Raw genomic sequence first — 20844 nt, forward strand, 5'->3', positions numbered from 1 at the left:
ATGAATAAATTCTATAATCCATCCCAGAAAGAATGGCCAGAGATACTAAAGAGGCCAACGCAAACTGTAGAAGATATTGAAGAAACGGTAAACCAGGTTTTTGCGGAAGTAAAAGCCAAAGGAAACGCCGCAGTTTCAAAGTATACTGAACTTTTTGATGGTATTAATTTAAAGGAAACCAGGGTTTCTAAAGAAGAAGTGAATTCGGCTGAAGCACAAATTTCCGATGAATTAAAGCGGGCTATCCAACTTGCCAAAGCCAATATTGAAAAGTTTCACGCTGCCCAAAAAACTGAAAAAATTGAAGTGGAAACCACAAATGGTGTAAAATGCTGGCAGGAAAAAAGACCGATTCAAAAAGTCGGTTTGTATATTCCGGGTGGAAGCGCCCCTTTATTCTCTACTATTTTAATGTTGGCTTCTCCTGCAAATATTGCCGGCTGCAAAGAAATTGTCCTTTGTACACCGCCCGATAAAGAGGGGAATGTACATCCAGCTATTCTCTATACGGCTGCGTTATGCGGAGTTACCAAGATCTTTAAAATTGGTGGAATCCAGGCTATAGCTGCAATGACCTTTGGAACCGAAAAAGTGCCTAAAGTTTATAAGATTTTTGGCCCCGGAAACCAGTTTGTAACCGTTGCCAAACAATTGGCTACTCGTCATAATGTGGCTATAGATATGCCGGCAGGACCCTCAGAATTATTGGTTTTTGCAGATAATACAGCAAACGCCGCATTTGTGGCTTCCGATTTATTAAGCCAGGCCGAACACGGCGCTGATAGCCAGGTAATTCTGGTATCGAACTCCAAAGAGCTTATAGAAAGCGTGGAATTAGAAGTGGAGAATCAATTGAAAGATTTACCTCGAAAAGGTATTGCTGAAAAGGCTATCGCTCATTCCAGGTTAATTTATGTGGAAAAGAAAGAAGATGCGCTGGAATTAATCAATGAATACGGCCCTGAGCACTTTATTATTTGTGCTGAAGACGAAACTTTTTATACGGAAGGAATTCAAAATGCAGGTTCAGTGTTTATTGGAAACTACACTCCTGAAAGCGCCGGAGATTATGCTTCGGGAACCAATCATACTTTGCCTACAAACGGCTATGCAAAACAATACAGCGGGGTAAACCTGGATAGTTTTATGAAGAGTATGACTTTTCAGAAAATATCAGAAAATGGAATTCGTGAAATAGGCCCGGCCATAGAATTAATGGCAGAAGCCGAAGGTTTACAGGCCCATAAGAATGCGGTTAGTTTAAGGTTAAAGGAAATAAAATAATTAATAAAATTTTCGTCACCCTGAACTTGTTTCAGGGTCTAACTTAATTAAACTCTTAGATTCTGAAATAAATTCAGAATGACGATATAAGACCATTCGAAAAGAATGAAAGATTTCAATATAAATAATTTAGTTAGACCCAACGTTGCCGGCTTAAAACCTTATTCTTCCGCCCGGGACGAATACCAGGCAACCGGTTCTGAAATGGTTTTTCTTGATGCGAACGAGAACCCTTTCCAAACCGATGTTAATCGGTATCCAGATCCTCAGCAGCGTAGTCTTAAAACTGAATTAGCAAAGTTAAAAAGTGTTCCTACCGAAAATATTTTACTCGGTAACGGCAGCGACGAAGTTCTGGATTTATTGTTCAGAGCCTTTTGCGAACCTGGGAAGGACAATATTATCACTTTGCCGCCAACTTACGGTATGTACAAAGTGCTGGCCAACATTAATAATATTGAAAACAAAGAAATTTTATTGAATTCAGATTTCGAACCTAATGTTGATGAAATCCTGAATTCGGTAGATCAAAATACAAAAATGGTCTTTCTTTGTTCCCCGAATAACCCAACCGGGAATTCTTTCTCTGAAGAAAAAATCCTGAAAATTCTTAAAAATTTCAATGGTCTGGTAGTTATTGATGAAGCCTATATTGATTTTTCAGCCAAGGAAAGTTGGTTAAACAAATTGGAGGAATACCCAAATCTGGTAGTAACGCAAACCCTTTCCAAAGCCTACGGAATGGCAGGAATACGCCTGGGAATTTGTTATGGTTCCGTAGAAATAATCGGTATTTTAAACAAAATTAAACCCCCATATAATGTTAACGAACTAACGCAATTAAGAGCTTTAGATCGTGTGCTTAATATAGAAAAAGTAAATTCGGAAGTATCTGATTTGCTAAGGGAAAGAGAGCTTTTAAGTAAAGCTTTAGTTCAAGTGAATTTTATTGAAGAAACATATCCGTCAGATGCTAATTTTATCCTGGTAAAAGTTGATAATGCCAATAAACGGTACGAACAATTAATTCAAAAAGGGATCGTAATTAGAAACCGAACCACGCAACCGCTTTGTGAAAATACACTAAGGTTTACTGTGGGAACGGAAGAGGAGAATGAGAAATTACTAAAGGCTTTAAAAAATATAGAATAAAAGCTGAAAGTTTTTAAGCCGTCATCCTGAATTTATTTCAGGATCTAAGTGGTTAACTATAAAAAACATGTTAGAAGCTGAAACAAGTTCAGCTTGACGCAAATAAGGGTTTTAAGCAGGCCCTCCTGATGGGAGGGATGGTTATAATCGCTCTAAGAAATTGGCTTAAAAAATTAAAGAATATTAGATTTCCGCCTTCGCGGAAATGATTAAGGAACAGTTATGAAAAAAGTATTATTTATAGATCGTGATGGGACCTTAATTCACGAGCCTGAAGATTATCAGGTAGACAGTATTGAAAAACTGGAGTTTTATCCGGAGGCTTTGTATTATTTGAAGAAAATAGCAGCAGAATTGGATTTCGAACTGGTAATGGTTACTAATCAGGATGGATTGGGAACTGAAGCTTATCCGGAAGAGAAGTTTTGGCCTATTCAAAATTTTATCCTGCAAACCTTTAAAAATGAAGGCGTGGAATTTAGCGAAATCTTAATAGACCGTACTTTCGCTAAAGATAATTCTCCAAATCGAAAGCCTAATACCGGACTGTTAGAAGAAAAGTACCTAAACAAGGAAAAGGAATACGATCTTAAAAGTTCTTTTATGATCGGGGACCGACTTACAGATATTGAATTTGCATATAATTTTGGCGGAAATGGAATTTTCATCGATACCCACGAAGATCTGGCGACCGATGAAGTCCAGAACGATCGGAATAAGATTAAAAAAACCATCGCCTTAAAAACGGATAGCTGGAAGAAGATTTATGAATTCCTGAAGTTAAATGACAGGACTGCGGAGATCTCCAGGAAAACCAATGAAACGGATATTTTCATCCGGTTAAACCTGGACGGCACCGGGAAATCAGAAATTAGTACTGGGATTGCATTTTTTGATCATATGCTGGATCAAATTGCGCGTCATGGCCAGATGGACCTCACAGTGAATGTTAGGGGCGATTTAGAAGTAGATGAACATCATACCATAGAGGATACAGCAATTGCCCTGGGAGAAGTGTTCAGTAAAGCCTTAGGGAATAAATTGGGAATAGAACGCTACGGGTTTTGTTTGCCTATGGACGATTGCCTGTCGCAGGTAGCAATAGATTTTGGCGGAAGGAACTGGATTGTTTGGGAAACTGAATTTAAACGGGAAATGGTCGGTAAAATGCCTACAGAGATGTTCTATCATTTCTTTAAGTCCTTTACCGATGGCGCTAAAGCAAACCTAAACGTAAAAGCCGAAGGCCAGAACGAGCATCATAAGATCGAGGCAATTTTTAAAGCTTTTGCCAAAGCCATTAAAATGGCAGTAAAACGCGATGCAGAAAAAATGATTCTTCCTTCAACGAAGGGAATGTTATAAATCAAAAGTTAGAAGAATTTTCTGACTTACAATACCCATAAAAATTGAAGATAGTAATAATTGATTACGGTGCCGGAAATATCCAAAGCATAAAGTTCGCGATTAAACGTCTTGGTTACGAGGCGATTTTAAGCAGCGATGCTGAAGAGATCAAAGCGGCAGATCAAGTGATTTTCCCCGGAGTGGGAGAGGCGAGTAGTGCGATGAAAATGCTGAAATCAACCGGATTGGATAAAGTGATTCCCACTTTAAAGCAGCCGGTTTTGGGAATTTGCCTTGGAATGCAATTAATGTGTACCTATTGCGAAGAAGGTAATACTGACGGACTCGGGATTTTTCACGCGAGTGTTGTGAAATTTGATAATAAATTAAAAGTACCGCAAATTGGCTGGAACCGGATTTATGATTTAAAATCGGAATTATTTACGGGAATTTCAGAGAGGGAATTTGTCTATTTGGTGCATAGTTTTTATGTAAAAGAATGCGAAGAAACCATTGCATCGACAGAATATGGGGTGGAATATACTTCGGCTATTCAGAAAGATAATTTTTATGGTGTTCAGTTTCATCCCGAAAAGAGCAGTGATGCGGGGGAAAAAATCCTTGAGAATTTTTTAAAATTCACTTAGGTACAAAGGAAAGATTGAAATTGAATGCGTCATTGCGATGGAGGTACGACTGAAGCAATCTTTTAAAGCTGAAAATTTCGGTCAAGAGATTACCACGCTCCTTTGTCGCTCGTAATGACGTAGAGAAGCAAGAATAAATATTAGTGAATTTGTGGTTAAATAATAAATTCTAATTAGATAATTAAAAATGAGAATTATCCCCGCTATAGATATTATTGAAGGTAAATGCGTTCGTCTTTCCAAAGGCGATTATAATACCAAAAAAATTTACAATGAGCATCCGCTGGAGGTGGCTAAGAATTTTGAGGCGCACGGTATTCAGTATTTACATTTAGTAGATTTGGATGGTGCAAAATCAAAGCATATTGTAAATCACAAGATACTGGAAGAAATTGCTTCAAAAACCAATTTAAAAATTGATTTTGGCGGCGGACTTAAAACGGATAAGGATTTGCAAATCGCTTTTGAATGTGGCGCTCATCAAATTACGGGGGGGAGTATCGCGGTAAAAGACCCTGAAACCTTTAAGTCCTGGATTCAAAAATTTGGTTCAGAAAAAATAATTCTGGGTGCTGATGCGAATAATGAGAAAATAGCGGTTAGCGGCTGGCAGGAAGAATCCACCAAAGAGCTAATCCCTTTTATCCAGGAATATCAGCAAGAAGGTGTAAAATATGTAATTTGCACCGATATTTCGAAAGACGGAATGCTAGAAGGCCCTTCCTTTGAACTTTACCGGAGGATCCTGGAAGAAACTAATGTTAATTCGAACGGAGTCGAGAAGGACCAGCAACCGATTAACCTAATCGCTTCCGGAGGAATTTCAGAATTTAGTGAGTTGCCAAAACTGGCTGAACTGGGCTGCGAAGGAACTATAATCGGCAAAGCGATTTATGAAGGCCGTATTGATCTGAAAGAATTGGAAAAATTTATAATTGAAAGAAGTTAGCATTCGTAATTCTAACTTTTTGCTTCTAAATTTAAAAAAAATGCTAACAAAACGAATTATACCCTGCCTGGATATCAAAGACGGAAGAACCGTAAAGGGCGTGAATTTTATAGATTTACGCGATGCCGGTGATCCTGTGGAATTGGCGGAGATTTATGCGAAATCTGGTGCAGATGAACTGGTTTTCCTTGATATTTCAGCAACGGAAGAAAAGCGAAAAACTCTGGCAAATTTGGTAAGGAGAGTGGCTGAAAAAGTAAATATTCCGTTTACTGTTGGTGGCGGAATTTCATCGGTTGAAGATGTTGATATTTTACTAAAAAGTGGAGCCGATAAGGTTTCGATAAATTCTTCAGCAGTAAAAAACCCTGATTTGATTAATGAGCTCGCTGCTAAATTTGGTAGCCAGTGTATTACCGTAGCAATCGATGCCAAGCAGATAAACGGCGAATGGATGGTACATTTGGTTGGCGGGAAAATTCCAACCGATCTGAACTTATTCCAATGGGCAAAAGAAGTGGAAGAACGTGGTGCGGGGGAAATCCTGTTTACTTCCATGAATAACGATGGCACCAAGGCCGGTTTTGCGAACGAAGCCTTGGCGGTATTATCTTCAGAATTAAACATTCCTATAATCGCTTCAGGAGGTGCCGGTAATATGCAGCATTTTTGCGATACCTTTATTGAAGGAAAAGCAGATGCCGCCCTTGCAGCCAGTGTATTTCATTTTAAGGAAATTGAAATTAAAGATTTAAAAGAAGAACTTCGCAGAAATGGGGTGGAAGTTAGACTTTAGAAAGAAATAAGAACAAAGATAAAAGAGAAGAGATTGAAAAATGAAACTCTTCAGGGAAATATATTCGTCAAGCTGAACTTGTTTCAGCTTCTATCTCATTTGAAATAATAATTATTAGATCCTAAACCAAGTTCAGGATGACGGTTTCCAAAGCCTATAAAAATATTAGATCCTGAAATAAATTCAGGATGACGTATAAAAAACTAAATATGAACATAGATTTTAATAAAAATGAAGACGGTTTAGTACCCGCAATAATTCAGGATGCTTCAACAAAAAATGTGTTGATGCTAGGGTATATGAACGAGGAGGCTTTTTTGAAAACCAATGAAACCAAAAAAGTAACTTTCTTTAGCAGAACCAAAAAACGCTTATGGACCAAAGGTGAAGAAAGCGGTAGTTTTCTTCATTTGGTTAACATTAAAAATGATTGTGATAATGATACTTTATTGATTTCGGTGAATCCCGAGGGACCAACCTGCCATAAAGGTACTGATACCTGCTGGGCTGAAGAAAACGAACCTACTTTCGGTTTTCTTTCAAAACTGGAAGGTATTATTGCTAAGCGAAAAAGAATGAGCGAGGTGGAGCCTGAACTGCGGGAAGATAAAAACTCTTATGTGGTTTCGCTTTTTGATGCAGGAATGAATAAAATCGCCCAAAAAGTAGGCGAGGAGGCCGTAGAAACGGTAATTGAAGCTAAGGATGACAATGAAGAACTTTTCTTAAATGAAAGCGCCGATTTACTTTTTCATTATCTGATTTTACTGAAAGCCAAAGGATATTCTTTAAAAGATATTAGCGAAGTTCTGGAAAAAAGACATTAAAAAGCCTTTTTTCCTTATTGCTGTGCATCGTTAATTTCTAACCAGTATCCATCGGGATCGGTAATATAAATTTGCTTAACGCCGTCCACACGGTTTGTAATGGCTTGTTTTTCTCCTAGCCAATTTTCATAGCCTATTTTATTTTTTTTCAAGACCGTAATAAAACTAGAAACAGAAGAAACAGAGAAGGAGAGATGGCTATTTTTATCTGGTTCTTTAAGAGCAGATGCTCCCTCTATTAAATGTAGTTGAACATTTGATCCGAGAGCAAACCAAGTATGCTTACCATCATTAAATGGCTCTGATATTTTTTTCAGCCCTAAAATGTTCTCATAAAAGTTAGTGCTTTTATCAAGATCAACCACATAAATTGCAATATGATCGATAGTCGGTCTAAGATTAAGTTCTTGAGCCTTTGAAGAAAACGTAAATAAAAAGAGAAATGAGACTATCAAAGTGAAAGTAAATGACTTTTTCATGAAATACTTGTTTTATATATTGAAGTTAATTTTTAGGTTCTAATTTATTACTGCTTCCGTACCATCTTTTTGTCGCACCGGTTTTGTCAAAGTATTTTAACTCTTATCTCAAATACCAGTATCTTATTTTCTTTTTAATCTCTCTATTCACAGTTTAAAAAACTAGAGCCTATTTATTTAAACCCTCACTGAGGGTTTAAATCCCAGAGGCCTGCCCGAATCATTGGCACCAGAAATTTCTCCATTCTTGTTTTTTATAGGAATACCTCCGCTAAAAGAGTATTACAACTAAAATTTAATCTTTATTTCTAACGTAAATTAATTTGAATTTACTGTTTTGGTTGGTGCGAGATTCAATTTCAAATTTATCTATAGAATGAATCATTGGGGTGAGTTTTTGAAATCCATAGTTACGGGAATCAAAATTGGGCTGTTTTTTCTGAAGTAAACTTCCAACATCACCAAGGAATGCCCAGCCATCTTCATCGGCAACATCTGAAATGGTTTGAGAAATAAGCCGTATCACTTTTGGAGTGATTTTATCTAAATTTTTCTTTTTGTTGTTCTTTCCGCCTTTTTCGGTTCCTTGCTCGCTATCTTTATCTGTATTCTTTAAAATTTCAATATAAATAAATCGGTCGCAGGCTACAATAAAAGGTTCAGGAGTTTTCTTTTCGCCAATACCAATTACATTCTTTCCGGCTTCCCTTAATCTGGTGGCTAATCTCGTGAAATCACTATCACTTGAAACCAGGCAAAAACCATCTACTTTATCTGAATATAAAATATCCATCGCATCGATAATCATTGCAGAATCGGTTGCATTTTTTCCTTGTGTGTAGCCATATTGCTGAATGGGATTAATGGCATTTTCCAACAACACATTTTTCCATTTTACCAAATGGGGTTTTGTCCAGTCGCCGTATATCCTCTTAATAGTCGGATTGCCGTATTTAGCAATTTCTTCCATCATTTCTTTTATATAGGCCGATGGGATATTATCGCCATCAATTAATACCGCAAGGTTTGTATCCATAAATTTTTTAATTATCTAACAAATATACTTTTTTTGCATAAAAAAGACAGCTCAGGGCTGCCTTTTCCTATTTCTTCTTATTAATACCTTAACTAAAAACGATATAATGCATTCATTTCAGAATTAGTATCTGGCATTTGAGCCTGGGAGATTAGGAAAACATTTCCTCCCTGCCTTAGTACTTCTTTTGCAGCCCAATTCATTAACGAATAATTTCCGTCATGCTGATTATCATGAATAGTAACATTCATATTATCTTCATTGTAGGTTCCCCATATCTCACTTCGGTTTTCGAGGAATAGAGTATCTACTTTTCCCTGTTGCACAGCCGGTAAAATATCGGTAACTGAAGTTCCGGTATTATCGGTATTATTCAATTCATCGAATTTTTTCATTTTCTCCCTTTTTGTTTTTTCCAACTCGGGTTCAAAAATTTCCACTGCTTTTTCGTGCAAGCCAAACATATCAGTATCTGAAGGGTTTCCTGGCACTAATTTATCATAAAAATTTTGATAGGTATTTGCTTCCTGGTAGATAGGAAATAAATAGTCCTGACAGGCTACTATTAAAGGTAGTTTCTCTTTCTGTAAATATTCATTTAATCCTTTGTCTACTGCATTAAAAAATCTTAAAATTTCATTTTTTCTTTCGCGATCAGCACCGGCGTGGCCGTGCATATTCTGCTGTCCCATAGAGCTAGCACCACTTTTTTGCTGTAAAGTTTTTTCTTCATAATCATATCCTACCCGGTCTTCTAACTGGGAGGGTACCAAATCATCAATTTCTACAGCAGCGACGCTATACTTTGTAGCCTCATATAATTTTACTTCTTCAACCTGAAGACTTAACAAATTAAACCTACCATCACCAGACAAAATGGGAACCAAAGGCTTTATATAAAATTCTTTTGAAATATAAGTATGGGCTTCAAAATTCACCGGTAAGGTATATTTTTCAAAAAATCCTTCAGAAGCAAAAATTGCCAGTCCGTCACTCTGGTGACGCCAGAAAGACTTATCGTTTATAAGATTTTCAATAGGCTTTCCTATTTCCTTAATTTTTTCTTCAGAAACCTTCTTTTCCTGAAGTTTATTTTCAACCTGTTGCCAAAGGGATTTTAAATGAGTTTTATTCTTTTCCTCTAGTACGTCTTTTCCCGCACGTTCTGTAGGAATAAAAATGGAAACACAGGTTTTATCTTTTATACTCGTTAATTTTTCGAATTTTTTCTCGTTAATTAAGCTCATTATTTTAAATTTTGGTTAATTCCTATTCCAAGATAAGATGATTTAGCCTTAATTCAATGAGCTTTAGCAGGCCTTTAACGCTAATCTTAAGAAGATGTCAAGAAAAGAAATGATTAGATTTTATTGGGTGAACGGCTGAAATATTTAAGGCCGAAATGACAACATTTTACCACCAAACTACAAAAAGCCTTTCATAATTATTTTTCGATTTTTTCATCCAAATTAAAGGCGTTTTTTTATTTTGAAATTGAGTTTCAATTTGTGTGATTATTTCTGAATGATCAACCCAGGTTTCACCATGTTTAGGGAGGATAGGCCAGTCCTGCTTTGTTGGCACGTAAAATTGAAATTTGCGATATTGAGCTGAAATAAAATCTTTAAAATGAAGCCAGGTTCCAGTTATACATTTATTATTTATGTAGGAAAAATGTTTATCCTGAAGTTGCTTCGGAACAAATAAATTGGCTTTAAAACAGGTTTGCTGAAGCATTTCTTCAGAATTTAAGCTTAAAGAGGTGAGAAGGTCTTTCGTTTCAGGTTTAAAAAGTAGCGGAAATTGCTTTTCCTTTAATTTTTTGGTTTTTTGTAGTAAAGTATCCCTTCGATTTGGACCAATCCAGCCTTGCATTTCCGAATCAAAAGAAGGATCGTATATATAGAATTTATAGACCATTTCAACATGAATCACCTTTTGGGTTAGTAGGTCTTTCAGTAAAAAATCGAGTTCCCCCTGGGTTATTTTATTACGGCTAATTTGTATATTTTCAGACAGTAAATCATAGTCTGGATTTTGCCGAATTATCCATTCAAAAAAGCGTTCTACACGCTTTCCCATTACAAAATTTGAAGAAAGTGAAGGTAAATCTTCGGTTACAGATTGTTGTAAAGGAGTATTGATTTCGGGTAGTTTAAACTGAACCAGTTGCTGAAAGGAGTTTTTCCAGAGTGGTGGTGTTTTTATAAAACCCTCAAATTGTTTTTCTATGCGGTTTTGCATTATTCCAATTTAAAACCTTGAGATTCACTACTGAAAATCAAACAATAGCATCAATTAATTAAGATTGATTTATTCTAGTTTCTAGTCTTCATCTCCATCTTCGTCTGTACTTAAAAGATACCCAAAAGGCTTTAGAGCCGGGGCGTGATTAAAGACTACATTTAAAATTCCTAATACAGGAATTGCTAAAATCATTCCCATAATACCCCATACCATATTCCCCAAAATAATGGCAAGAATCACGAAAAATGGGTGAATATCTACCTTATCTCCCACAATAAAAGGTTCTAAAACATAACTTTCAACAAATTGTACAAGGGTAAAGGTTAGTATAACGCCAATTAAAATACTGGTTTCGCCCTGGGTGAGATAGCCAAAAATAAGTGCAAGCCCCATCCCGATAATATTTCCTACAAATGGAATTAAAGTAAGAAAGGATGCAATTACTGCGATTAATATAAAATTATTCACGCCGGAAATTCCAAGACCTATACTGTATAGAATAGAGAGTATAATAATTAAAATTAATTTCCCTCGTAAATAGAACTGAGCAACCTGTGCTGTTTGATTAATCGTCCGCTTTACTTCCTGTTTTCGCTCTTTTGAAAAAAGTTTGAGGATAAAAATTTTAAAGCGCTTTCTGTAGTTTAGCAGAAAGAATATATAGATAAAAGTGAGTAAATAGTTGCTTATAAAACTGGTAACGGAATTAATAAAATTGAAGGCTTTTTCTCCCGAATTTCCGCTGGAGGTTAAAATACTCTGTACATCATTTTCTTCCTTATATTTTTCAAGGTCCTCACTGCTTAGCGCGGTATGTTCGTAGGCATAATTTTGTAATTGTTCTATTTTCGGCTTCATGGTTTCCTTGATTTTACCCCAGTCATCCACAAAATTTTTAACCTGAAAGGAAAGCAATGCAAAAATCCCCAGGGAAAATAAAAGTAGTAAAATGGTACTAAGCAAGGATGCAAACAGGCGATTGAGTTTTCTTTCCATTAAATTCCCTAAGGGAATAAGTAATAATGCTAAAATTATTGCAGTAACAAGGGGAGCCAGAAAGCCTCTGGCGTCCACCAATCCTGTAAAAAGAAAGTATGCCCCCACCACTAGTGCTACCAGGGGGTAAAGTAAAGTTTTTTGCACCTTATCCATTTAATGCCTGATTTAGAACTATGAAGGTAGAAAAAGATTTCTACTTAGTTACTAAGTAAGATTTAAATTACTTTGAGGCTAATCTTAAAATTTTTAATTAAAACCTTAACTAATTCTGGCTAATTCAATAAAATTACAATTTATTTATAAACCGGTACTTCGTTATTTTCCATTAGATTTTTTAATGATTTTAAGGATTCGTTCCAACCCTTCTCACATTCTGCATAGAAACTATCTGCATTTGACTCACCTGGAAAACCGGAGTGTTCTAATCTAAGGATGCAATAATTTGTTTCACACTCTATTCTAAACTTTACTTTAAATTTTGCTTTGAAGGGCAAATATTCATTTTCGACTAAATAATGATAATCGCTTAGAGTGAGTTTAATATGCGGTTTAAATTCTGAAATTTGGGCGTCTATGGTATAATCTGGTTTATCTATATTCTCTCCCCAACTCAATGCAAAAACACCGTTTTCATCGGGAACCACAATGGCTTGAGATGCTCCCCACCATTCTTTAAGAAGACCAGGGGTGATCAGTGCATTAAAAACTTTACTTCCATTCGAGTCAATTCGAATTTCTTTATTGATCTTGCGCGACATAGAATTAAATTTATCAATTAAACAATCTGAAGTTGGAAAATTTCTAAATCCCTGGATAATCAGAATATGAATATTTTAATTTAGCAACTTCTTTTTTATTTATTTAATTTAAATTTAAGAAAAATTAACAACATATTTTATGTAAATAGAAAGTATTTATACCGAAAAATGAAAAATAAGAGGTAATTGCTATGAAAGATGTATCAATGCTATGACCGCAGGTACTATTGATGCCAAAATGCCTATTATAATTACAATGCCAATAAAACATAACCAGTTTCTAATGCTTTTTAATAATTGAATTTGATTTGTATTATCTTCCATATTTAAAATTTTAAAGTATTCTTCCCTATATGAAAAAGCAATTCAGAAAAAAAAATATAAATTTTCTGGTAATATTATATTTAAAATTGTTACAAAAGTTCTAACCGCTCTTTAATACAAATTTTTTTAAAAGATTATCAAGAACCTGATCTTCCTCATACCTATTAAAAGTAAGCTGGTATAAGTTTGTAGGAAACTATAGCTTATATGTCAGAAAATCTAATTAACAAATATAATGTACCGGGACCCCGATATACCAGTTATCCAACCGTACCATATTGGGAACAAGAAAGCTTTTCTTTAGCCGCCTGGAAGAGTAGTCTAAAGCGTAGTTTTAAGGAAAACAAAGAAATTAGTCTTTATATACATTTACCGTTTTGTGAGAGTCTTTGCACATTTTGTGGATGCAATAAGCGAATTACTAAAAAGCATGAGGTCGAAACTCCTTATATAGAGAGCTTATTGCGGGAATGGGAGCTGTATCTTGAAGTTCTTGAAGAAAAACCCTTTATTCGGGAAATACATCTTGGCGGGGGGACACCAACTTTTTTTGCTCCGGAAAATCTTAAATTTTTACTGAATATGCTTTTTCGAAAAGGAGATCGGGATTGTGCAACAGAACTAAGTTTTGAGGGACATCCAAATAATACTACAAAAGAACATTTAAAAATCCTGGCTGAACTTAATTTTAAACGTGTTAGTTATGGCGTTCAGGATTATAGCGAGAAAGTGCAAAAAGCTATACATCGCATACAGCCGTTTAAAAATGTAAAGAATGCTACAGAGCAGGCGAGGGAAGCCGGTTTTAAATCTGTAGGGCATGATATCATTTTTGGTTTACCATTTCAAACCAAAAACGATATTATTGAGACTATTGAAAAGACCAAATTATTAATGCCAGATCGCATAGCGTTCTATAGCTATGCTCACGTGCCGTGGATTAAAGGAAACGGGCAGCGTGGTTTTAAGGATTCAGATCTTCCGGAAGCTGATGAAAAGCGTGAAATGTATGAAGTTGGAAAGCAAATGCTGGAAGCTGCCGGTTATGTAGAAATTGGCATGGATCATTTTGCCTTAAAAACGGATTCTTTATATAAAGCTGTTGAAGAAAAGAAATTACATAGGAATTTTATGGGATACACCACCTCTTCGGGAGCTTCTATGATTGGTTTGGGGGTTTCGGCAATTAGCGATAGTTGGTATGGTTTTGCTCAAAATGAAAAATCGGTAGAGTCTTATCAACATCTTATTTCCCAAGGAATTATTCCCGTTTTTCGTGGGCATATTCTAAATGAAGAGGATCTTATTATTAGAAAACATATTCTCAATTTAATGTGTCGTTTGGAAACCAGCTGGGAAGATCCAGAAAATTACTTTGAAGAACTACCCGAAGTGCTTATTAAATTGCGTGAAATGGAAGCCGACGGACTCGTTATCTTTTCTGAAACAGGATTAACAATACCCGAAAAAGGAAGGTCTTTTGTGCGTAACATTTGTATGGCCTTTGATCTAAGAATGCAAGCACAGAAACCAAATACACAATTATTTTCTATGACGGTTTAAGTTGAATCATAAATGAAAAAAGTCCGTTAAGAATCTTCCTAATAGACTTTTTTATTTTCGAATTTTTCATTCTACCTTTTAAATTCAGCTTTTAATCTTTATCATTTCCGCTATTTATCATATTTAAAACAATAAGGACCAGGCCGACGCAAACCACAGCAAAAATAGCGATAAGGAAAGTTCCCATTCCCCAATTTACCAATGCAATAGTGTCAAATAATTTCATAGCAAGTTATTTAAAAGTTAGTGGCAGCTTTGTACTGCTGTAATTTCCTTAGTTATTTCCATAGGGGAGAGGTATGGAATTCCGAGTCCCATGCCTCTTAGTATAAACAGCAATCCCATTAGCACTACAAAAACTGGAACCGCTTTTCTAATTTTAGATCTAAGGTTCAGGTTTATAAAATTTCCCAGGTAAATAGCGGTAGTCATTAGAGGAACTGTTCCCAGGCCGAAAAGTGCCATATATAAACTTCCCTCTAAAGCTGTTCCAGAAGCTATAGCTCCAAAAACCGCCATATAAACGAGTCCGCAGGGGAGAAAACCGTTTAAAAAACCGATTGTATAAAAAGTATCGGGGGATTTTTGTTTCAGCTGTTTCCCCAGGCTGCTTTTTATTTTTGAAACAATTTTGAAAACAAATTTTGACCCGTTGTATTTACTAAATTTTTTATACGGAATAATGATTATCAAAATCATTAAAATCCCGACTAAAATTGAAAGCTGCTGCTGAAGTCCAAACAGTTTGAAACTTTTGCCTAGCAAACCAAATAAAAGCCCAATAATGGCGTAAGAGCTTAGTCGGCCAAAATGGTAAAGCGAGATCTGGCCAAGTTTTCTAAGATTATTTTTTTGATCTACCGGCAATAAAAACGCAATAGGGCCGCACATTCCCACGCAGTGAAAACTTCCCAGAAGCCCAAATATTAATGCCGAAATCCACATCTAATAAACTATTTCGTTCTTATATAAATAAGGTGTTTCTTCATATTCCCAGTGAATATTGATATTCCATCGGCCCTTTTTCAACTGTTCATCTTTTATAAAAATTTGATATGATGTTAGCTTCAGCGGAATATTAAAATCCAGGTTCTCGTCAGATGGGCGATAGAAATTAAGATTTCCTGAAATTTTAGAAAGCTCAAGGTATTCTGGAAATTCAATAATCCATCCGTTTTCTACCCGGCGATCACTAATATTCTCTTCCAGGGCGAAAGCATTGGTTTCCGCATCAATCTCCTCCTGATAATATAATTCCTTTTGGTAATATTCTTCAGTTACCAAATCGTGGTTAAATTTTTTATCGGTCAACATATTTATTACTAAATAAAGAATGAAACTGATAAAAAGTGCCATCCCAATTACAATTCCTGTTCCCCAGTTTATTTTCATTTTTATCTATTTTGATCCCAGAATTGGGAAATTACAGTTTTCTAAGCCTACTCCTGAATTTAACCAATTATTGTTTCCAGCATCATGCTGGTTTAATTAAAACTACGTGGCCCCATAAACATGGTTCTGGTGGTTTCTATTAAGCGCTCGCCACTATAAACACCAATTTTAAGTTTCTCTTTCTCATTCTCCAGTGCTGCTGTATGTATTTCTATAAACAGCGTGCCTTCGGTTAATTCCTGACCCGGCACCATAATATTCGATTGTTTTACTGGCTTAATTTCTCCCTGGTGAGACAACAACCTGAATTCAATATCTTCAAAATCGGCCGTGGTTTTATTTACCAGTTTATAGGTAAATACATTACTGATCACGTTATCGGCTTTTCGTTCATATAACTGGCCGGGCAACCTTAAAATCCTGGCTTCAACCTCGCTCCTTATAAATAACATTCCAACCAAAACCGCAGTTAAAATTCCTAAAACAATACTGTAACCCATTAACCTGGGCGTAAACCTGAATTTTACTTTCTTTTCTATATTCTCTTCGCTGGCATATCTAATTAAGCCTTTGGGAAGATCTACAGCCTCCATCATGTTATCGCATGCATCTATACAAGCGGTGCAGTTTATACATTCCAGCTGTGTACCGTTTCTAATATCAATTCCGGTTGGGCAAACCTGCACGCATTGAAAACAATCTATACAATCGCCTTTTCCCGTTTCTGAACGGTTCTCATTCTTCTTAAACTTCGACCTTCCTTTTTCTTTTTCCCCACGTTTGTGATCGTAGGCCACAACTATTGATTTATTATCCAGGAGCACACTCTGCAGCCTACCATAAGGGCAGGCAATTACACAAACCTGTTCCCTGAACCAGGCAAATACAAAATAGAATACCGCCGTAAATATCAGTAAGGATATAAAGGTGCTCAAGTGGTTTAGTGGGCCGTCGGTAACATATTGAATAAGACGGTCACTGCCCATTAAATAAGCAAGAAAAACATTGGCGATTAAAAAAGAGATGACAAAGAACAGAAACCACTTTAGGGAACGCTTTCTAATTTTTTCGGTATCCCATTTTTGCTTTTCGAGTCGCATTTGTTTACCACGATCGCCTTCTATCCAGTATTCTATTCTTCGGAAAACCATTTCCATAAAAATGGTTTGTGGGCAAAGCCACCCGCAAAAAATCCTTCCGAAGGCTACGGTAAAGAGGATAATAAATACCACCCCAATCACCATCATAATTACGAAAATGTGAAAATCCTGTGGCCAGAAAGGAAACCCGAAAATATTGAAACGCCTTTCCAGGATATTGAACATCAAAAACTGATTGCCGTTTATTTTTACAAATGGTGCGGCAAAAAGTAAAACGAGTAATACATAACTTACATATTTCCTATACTCGTAAAACCTTCCTGAAGGTTTCTTCGGAAAAACCCATAGTCTCTTACCTTCGTCGTCTGCCGTGGCAATCGTATCCCTGAATTTTTCCTTATTTTCCAAAGCTTTCTTTCTTAAAATTTAGATTATTCTGTTTCAGCCTCCCAAACTTCACCTTCGGCTGCTTTTGCATCTGGCGGGTTGGTTCCCTGTAGGCTCAATACATAGCTGGATACCTGCGCAATTTCCTGTGCATTTAATTCAGATTTCCAGGCAACCATACCTTTACCGTCACGGCCTCCTTCAGAGACAGTTTGAAAAACATTGCTGATTCCACCTCCCAAAATCCAGTGCTCATCGGTAAGGTTTGGCCCAATAGCCCCGCCGCCATCGGCACGGTGACAGGCCATACAGCTTGCCATATAAATACTTTCCCCGGCCTCTAAATCGGAAGCATCGGTTAATAACTCTACAGAAGAAGCATCAATAAGGTCTGGGTTTGCAGCTTTATAGGCTTCAACTTCTTCTTCTGCCTGGGCAACTTCAGCCAAATATTCTTCTCTTTGGGTTTCCCCATCAAAAATGTGGTAGTAAGCCATATAAACAAAGGCAAATACAATACTGATGTAAAAACCATAAAGCCACCAGGCGGGAAGATCGTTATCCAGTTCTTTAATACCATCGTAATTGTGATCTAAAAGAATTTCTTCTTCCTTCTCTACAGGTTTTTGAGTCAGCATCTTCTTATAGAACTTTCTTAAGCCTGAAAACTGTTTTTCAGCATTTTCAACTTTAATTCTTGTATAGCGTTCCTGTGCATCGGGTTTTAGGCTTCTAAAAACCATATTCTCCAAAGAAGCAATAGAAACTTCTATAGCCACGGCAATAATAAGTACCACGGACAGTATCCCCCAAATAACCGGATATTGCTGAATGGCCCAGCCGCTTTCAGTCTCTACGGTTAGTTCTATTAAAACCAGGGCAAGAATTATAAATCCTGCGATTCTTAAATAGGCTGTAGTTTTCATAATTCCTGATTTTTCGGATTATTATCTAAGGGTAATTTACTTACCTCATCTATATCTTTCTTTTTTGCGGTTACAACCCACAGAAAAAGCACTACAAAGAAGATGAAGAAAATGAGCAGGGAAATTAGGGGGTAAATCATTACCCCGTCTATGCTTTCCATATGGCCTTTTACGAATTTAAACATGCTTAGTTGGTTTTACTGGTTGAAACTTCTACATCCTTGGCCTTAATATCGGTTCCCAGTCGCTGTAAGTATGCGATAAGGGCTACAATTTCACGGTTTCTCATTTCTACGAATTCGGTATCGTTTTCTGCTGCGAATTCCTTTTCCGCTTCATAGGTTTTAACGAAATCGGGATCTGCATACAGGTTTTTCTCAATTTGAGTTCCCTGTTCTGCCATCCATTGCTGGGCATTTTCTATTTCCTCTAAAGTGTAAGGAACGCCAAGTTTACTAAGGGCCCTCATCTTAGCTTCAGTATCTGTTTTATCAAGTTCGTCTGTAATAATCCATTTGTAAGACGGCATGATAGAACCCGAAGAAGTACTCTGCGGATCGTACATATGGTTTAGATGCCAGTTATCGGAATATTTACCACCTACCCGCATTAAATCTGGTCCGGTACGTTTACTTCCCCAGAGGAAAGGATAATCATATACATATTCCCCTGCTTTGGAGTATTCACCATAGCGTTCTACTTCACTTCTAAAAGGCCTGATCATTTGCGAGTGGCAACCAACACAGCCTTCCCGTATGTAAATATCCCGACCTTCAAGTTCTAAAGGTGTGTATGGTTTTACACTGGATATTACTGGCACATACTCATCTACCATCAAGGAAGGAACAATTTGTACCACACCACCAATTAAAATAGCGATTGTAGCGAAAATTGTAAGTTTTACCGGTCTTCTTTCTAACCAGGAGTGGTAGGCTTCACCTGCAGTTCTTTTTCGTGTTACTTTTTGTAATGGTGCAGCTTCAGCTAATTCGTCTTCAACTTCACTTCCCTGTCTAACGGTTTTTACAATGTTATACAGCAAAATAAATGCACCTACAATATATAAACTACCTCCAATAGCCCGCATCCAGTACATTGGCATAATAGAAGTAACCGTTTCTAAGAAGTTTCCGTAGGTAAGGGTTCCGTCAGGATTAAATTGTTTCCACATAGAAGCCTGCACGAATCCTGCAACATACATTGGTAAGGTGTAAATAATAATACCCAAAGTTCCTATCCAGAAATGCGCATTGGCTAATTTTACTGAATACAGGCTGGTTTTGAATAATCTTGGTACTAGCCAGTAAACCATCCCAAAGGTTAAGAAGCCGTTCCAGGCTAAAGCACCAACGTGTACGTGAGCGATAATCCAGTCACTAAAATGGGCGATGGCATTTACGTTTTTAAGCGAAAGCATAGGGCCTTCAAAAGTTGCCATCCCATAACCGGTAATGGCCACCACGAAAAATTTAAGAACAGGATCTGTCCGCACTTTATCCCAGGCACCACGCAGGGTTAAAAGTCCGTTGATCATCCCTCCCCAGGAAGGGAACAATAACATTACCGAAAAGGCTACCCCAAGGTTTTGGGCCCAATCAGGCAAAGTTGAATATAATAAGTGGTGAGGTCCGGCCCAGATGTAAATAAAGATCAGCGACCAAAAGTGAATTATGGAAAGCCGGTAAGAATATACAGGCCTGTTTGCAGCCTTAGGAACAAAATAATACATTAAACCTAAGAAAGGCGTAGTAAGAAAAAAAGCAACAGCATTATGCCCGTACCACCACTGCACCAAAGCATCCTGAACTCCGGAATAAACGGAGTAACTTTTAAAGGCAGTAACAGGAATTTCAATATTGTTTACAATATGTAAAACGGCTACGGTTACAAAAGTGGCGAGGTAAAACCAAATAGCCACATATAAGTGACGTTGCCTTCTTTTTATCATTGTACCAATAAGGTTGGCCCCAAAGGCAACCCATACCAAAGCAATGGCAATATCTATTGGCCATTCCAGTTCGGCATATTCTTTAGAACTGGTAAAGCCCATTGGAAGCGTGATCGCTGCGGCCACAATAATAACCTGCCAGCCCCAAAAATTGAAATTACTTAAAAAATCACTCCACATCCTGGCTTTAAGCAAGCGCTGGGTAGAGTAGTAAACCCCGGCAAAAATCGCGTTTCCAACAAAAGCAAAGATCACTGCATTTGTATGCAAAGGTCTTAAACGGCCAAAACTCAACCAGGGAATTCCATCAGTTATGTTAGGGAACAAAAACATAAAGGCGAGCAGCAGCCCTACACTCATACCTACTATACCCCAGAAAAGGGTAGCCATAGTAAAATTTTTTACGATCTTGTTATCGTAATGAAACTGTTCTACTTCCATAGTGAATTAGATTTCTTGTTTTTGGTGGAATTGGATTTATCTGATTTTGACTTAACTAATTCATCATCAAAAAGCATCCTTACCGATGGTGTATAGACATCATCATATTGTCCTTTTTTAACCGAAAATATAAAGGCGATAAAGAAGATGAGGGCTACCAGAACACTTAAAGCAAGTAAGAGGTAAATGATGTTCATTGTAATTGAATTATTTTCAGCAAACTTAAAGCGGTGTTAAAATTT

At 36.8% G+C, this 20844-nt stretch carries 22 protein-coding genes; 8 read left to right on the plus strand and 14 right to left on the minus strand.

The window, feature by feature from the left end:
• From hisD to hisIE, 7 genes are all read left to right on the plus strand, one after another.
• Entirely contained in the window at positions 1–1284 is a 1284-nt protein-coding gene (gene hisD, locus LB467_RS06010) for a histidinol dehydrogenase (protein WP_224473125.1), read from the plus strand.
• Positions 1285–1389: 105 nt separating this feature from the next.
• Positions 1390–2436: a histidinol-phosphate transaminase gene (gene hisC / locus LB467_RS06015; RefSeq protein WP_224473126.1), complete on the plus strand. Its 1047-nt coding sequence runs from the start codon at positions 1390–1392 to the stop codon at positions 2434–2436.
• Between the two features lie 222 nt (positions 2437–2658).
• On the plus strand, positions 2659–3801 hold the full coding sequence (hisB, locus tag LB467_RS06020; RefSeq protein ID WP_224473127.1) for a bifunctional histidinol-phosphatase/imidazoleglycerol-phosphate dehydratase HisB: 1143 nt from the start codon (positions 2659–2661) through the stop codon (positions 3799–3801).
• 44 nt (positions 3802–3845) lie between these two features.
• Entirely contained in the window at positions 3846–4430 is a 585-nt protein-coding gene (hisH, locus tag LB467_RS06025; protein WP_224473128.1) for an imidazole glycerol phosphate synthase subunit HisH, read from the plus strand.
• Positions 4431–4617: 187 nt separating this feature from the next.
• Positions 4618–5379 carry a 1-(5-phosphoribosyl)-5-[(5-phosphoribosylamino)methylideneamino]imidazole-4-carboxamide isomerase gene (hisA, locus tag LB467_RS06030; protein WP_224473129.1) on the plus strand — a complete coding sequence of 254 codons (762 nt, stop codon included), beginning with the start codon at positions 4618–4620 and terminating at the stop codon, positions 5377–5379.
• 40 nt (positions 5380–5419) lie between these two features.
• Positions 5420–6175 (plus strand): imidazole glycerol phosphate synthase subunit HisF, encoded by a 756-nt coding sequence (hisF, locus tag LB467_RS06035; protein WP_224473130.1) that lies wholly within the window; start codon positions 5420–5422, stop codon positions 6173–6175.
• A gap of 209 nt (positions 6176–6384) precedes the next feature.
• Entirely contained in the window at positions 6385–7002 is a 618-nt protein-coding gene (gene hisIE, locus LB467_RS06040) for a bifunctional phosphoribosyl-AMP cyclohydrolase/phosphoribosyl-ATP diphosphatase HisIE (protein WP_224473131.1), read from the plus strand.
• A gap of 14 nt (positions 7003–7016) precedes the next feature.
• Here the strand turns inward: hisIE and LB467_RS06045 are convergent, their stop codons facing one another.
• The 6 genes from LB467_RS06045 to LB467_RS06070 form a co-directional block, all read right to left on the minus strand.
• Positions 7017–7481 (minus strand): VOC family protein, encoded by a 465-nt coding sequence (locus LB467_RS06045; protein WP_224473132.1) that lies wholly within the window; start codon positions 7479–7481, stop codon positions 7017–7019.
• Between the two features lie 295 nt (positions 7482–7776).
• Positions 7777–8517, minus strand: coding sequence for an NYN domain-containing protein (locus LB467_RS06050; RefSeq protein WP_224473133.1), 741 nt, complete (start codon positions 8515–8517; stop codon positions 7777–7779).
• Positions 8518–8609: 92 nt separating this feature from the next.
• Complete coding sequence (locus LB467_RS06055; RefSeq protein ID WP_224473134.1) at positions 8610–9764, minus strand: baeRF7 domain-containing protein; 1155 nt, start codon at positions 9762–9764, stop codon at positions 8610–8612.
• Between the two features lie 166 nt (positions 9765–9930).
• Entirely contained in the window at positions 9931–10761 is an 831-nt protein-coding gene (locus LB467_RS06060; RefSeq protein ID WP_224473135.1) for a DUF1853 family protein, read from the minus strand.
• Positions 10762–10842: 81 nt separating this feature from the next.
• Positions 10843–11916: an AI-2E family transporter gene (locus tag LB467_RS06065; RefSeq protein ID WP_224473136.1), complete on the minus strand. Its 1074-nt coding sequence runs from the start codon at positions 11914–11916 to the stop codon at positions 10843–10845.
• Positions 11917–12056: 140 nt separating this feature from the next.
• On the minus strand, positions 12057–12521 hold the full coding sequence (locus tag LB467_RS06070) for an SRPBCC family protein (protein ID WP_224473137.1): 465 nt from the start codon (positions 12519–12521) through the stop codon (positions 12057–12059).
• Between the two features lie 531 nt (positions 12522–13052).
• On the opposite strand from LB467_RS06070, the gene hemN reads away from it, so the two are divergent.
• Positions 13053–14408 carry an oxygen-independent coproporphyrinogen III oxidase gene (hemN, locus tag LB467_RS06075; RefSeq protein WP_224473138.1) on the plus strand — a complete coding sequence of 452 codons (1356 nt, stop codon included), beginning with the start codon at positions 13053–13055 and terminating at the stop codon, positions 14406–14408.
• Positions 14409–14499: 91 nt separating this feature from the next.
• On the opposite strand, the gene LB467_RS19170 is transcribed toward hemN, so the two are convergent.
• From LB467_RS19170 to ccoS, 8 genes are all read right to left on the minus strand, one after another.
• A complete protein-coding gene (locus tag LB467_RS19170; protein ID WP_262901615.1) occupies positions 14500–14634 on the minus strand; it encodes a hypothetical protein in 135 nt (44 codons plus the stop codon).
• Between the two features lie 17 nt (positions 14635–14651).
• A complete protein-coding gene (locus LB467_RS06080) occupies positions 14652–15353 on the minus strand; it encodes a sulfite exporter TauE/SafE family protein (protein ID WP_224473139.1) in 702 nt (233 codons plus the stop codon).
• Positions 15354–15800, minus strand: a complete 447-nt coding sequence (locus LB467_RS06085; protein ID WP_224473140.1) for a FixH family protein — start codon at positions 15798–15800, stop codon at positions 15354–15356. It lies immediately after the preceding gene.
• Between the two features lie 92 nt (positions 15801–15892).
• Entirely contained in the window at positions 15893–17308 is a 1416-nt protein-coding gene (gene ccoG, locus LB467_RS06090) for a cytochrome c oxidase accessory protein CcoG (RefSeq protein ID WP_224473141.1), read from the minus strand.
• 23 nt (positions 17309–17331) lie between these two features.
• Positions 17332–18213, minus strand: coding sequence for a cbb3-type cytochrome c oxidase N-terminal domain-containing protein (locus LB467_RS06095; protein ID WP_224473142.1), 882 nt, complete (start codon positions 18211–18213; stop codon positions 17332–17334).
• The gene (locus tag LB467_RS06100) at positions 18210–18398 is read right to left on the minus strand and encodes a CcoQ/FixQ family Cbb3-type cytochrome c oxidase assembly chaperone (RefSeq protein WP_224473143.1); all 189 of its coding nucleotides are present in this window, start codon (positions 18396–18398) and stop codon (positions 18210–18212) included. The genes LB467_RS06095 and LB467_RS06100 overlap by 4 nt, the downstream gene beginning before the upstream one ends.
• Positions 18399–18400: 2 nt before the next feature.
• The gene (ccoN, locus tag LB467_RS06105; protein WP_224473144.1) at positions 18401–20602 is read right to left on the minus strand and encodes a cytochrome-c oxidase, cbb3-type subunit I; all 2202 of its coding nucleotides are present in this window, start codon (positions 20600–20602) and stop codon (positions 18401–18403) included.
• Entirely contained in the window at positions 20593–20799 is a 207-nt protein-coding gene (ccoS, locus tag LB467_RS06110) for a cbb3-type cytochrome oxidase assembly protein CcoS (protein WP_224473145.1), read from the minus strand. Before ccoS ends, ccoN begins: the two co-directional genes overlap by 10 nt.
• Positions 20800–20844 lie beyond the last annotated feature (45 nt).

Source organism: Salegentibacter tibetensis, assembly GCF_020164485.1.
GTDB lineage: Bacteria > Bacteroidota > Bacteroidia > Flavobacteriales > Flavobacteriaceae > Salegentibacter > Salegentibacter tibetensis.

Bases quoted from the DNA above. Each gene is read 5' to 3' on its own strand.
- hisD (WP_224473125.1), top strand. From the start codon at position 1: ATGAATAAATTCTATAATCCATCCCAGAAAGAATGGCCAGAGATACTA.
- hisC (WP_224473126.1), top strand. From the start codon at position 1,390: ATGAAAGATTTCAATATAAATAATTTAGTTAGACCCAACGTTGCCGGC.
- hisB (WP_224473127.1), top strand. From the start codon at position 2,659: ATGAAAAAAGTATTATTTATAGATCGTGATGGGACCTTAATTCACGAG.
- hisA (WP_224473129.1), top strand. From the start codon at position 4,618: ATGAGAATTATCCCCGCTATAGATATTATTGAAGGTAAATGCGTTCGT.
- hisF (WP_224473130.1), top strand. From the start codon at position 5,420: ATGCTAACAAAACGAATTATACCCTGCCTGGATATCAAAGACGGAAGA.
- hisIE (WP_224473131.1), top strand. From the start codon at position 6,385: ATGAACATAGATTTTAATAAAAATGAAGACGGTTTAGTACCCGCAATA.
- LB467_RS06045 (WP_224473132.1), bottom strand. From the start codon at position 7,481: ATGAAAAAGTCATTTACTTTCACTTTGATAGTCTCATTTCTCTTTTTA.
- LB467_RS06050 (WP_224473133.1), bottom strand. From the start codon at position 8,517: ATGGATACAAACCTTGCGGTATTAATTGATGGCGATAATATCCCATCG.
- LB467_RS06055 (WP_224473134.1), bottom strand. From the start codon at position 9,764: ATGAGCTTAATTAACGAGAAAAAATTCGAAAAATTAACGAGTATAAAA.
- LB467_RS06060 (WP_224473135.1), bottom strand. From the start codon at position 10,761: ATGCAAAACCGCATAGAAAAACAATTTGAGGGTTTTATAAAAACACCA.
- LB467_RS06065 (WP_224473136.1), bottom strand. From the start codon at position 11,916: ATGGATAAGGTGCAAAAAACTTTACTTTACCCCCTGGTAGCACTAGTG.
- LB467_RS06070 (WP_224473137.1), bottom strand. From the start codon at position 12,521: ATGTCGCGCAAGATCAATAAAGAAATTCGAATTGACTCGAATGGAAGT.
- hemN (WP_224473138.1), top strand. From the start codon at position 13,053: ATGTCAGAAAATCTAATTAACAAATATAATGTACCGGGACCCCGATAT.
- LB467_RS19170 (WP_262901615.1), bottom strand. From the start codon at position 14,634: ATGAAATTATTTGACACTATTGCATTGGTAAATTGGGGAATGGGAACT.
- LB467_RS06080 (WP_224473139.1), bottom strand. From the start codon at position 15,353: ATGTGGATTTCGGCATTAATATTTGGGCTTCTGGGAAGTTTTCACTGC.
- LB467_RS06085 (WP_224473140.1), bottom strand. From the start codon at position 15,800: ATGAAAATAAACTGGGGAACAGGAATTGTAATTGGGATGGCACTTTTT.
- LB467_RS06095 (WP_224473142.1), bottom strand. From the start codon at position 18,213: ATGAAAACTACAGCCTATTTAAGAATCGCAGGATTTATAATTCTTGCC.
- LB467_RS06100 (WP_224473143.1), bottom strand. From the start codon at position 18,398: ATGTTTAAATTCGTAAAAGGCCATATGGAAAGCATAGACGGGGTAATG.
- ccoN (WP_224473144.1), bottom strand. From the start codon at position 20,602: ATGGAAGTAGAACAGTTTCATTACGATAACAAGATCGTAAAAAATTTT.
- ccoS (WP_224473145.1), bottom strand. From the start codon at position 20,799: ATGAACATCATTTACCTCTTACTTGCTTTAAGTGTTCTGGTAGCCCTC.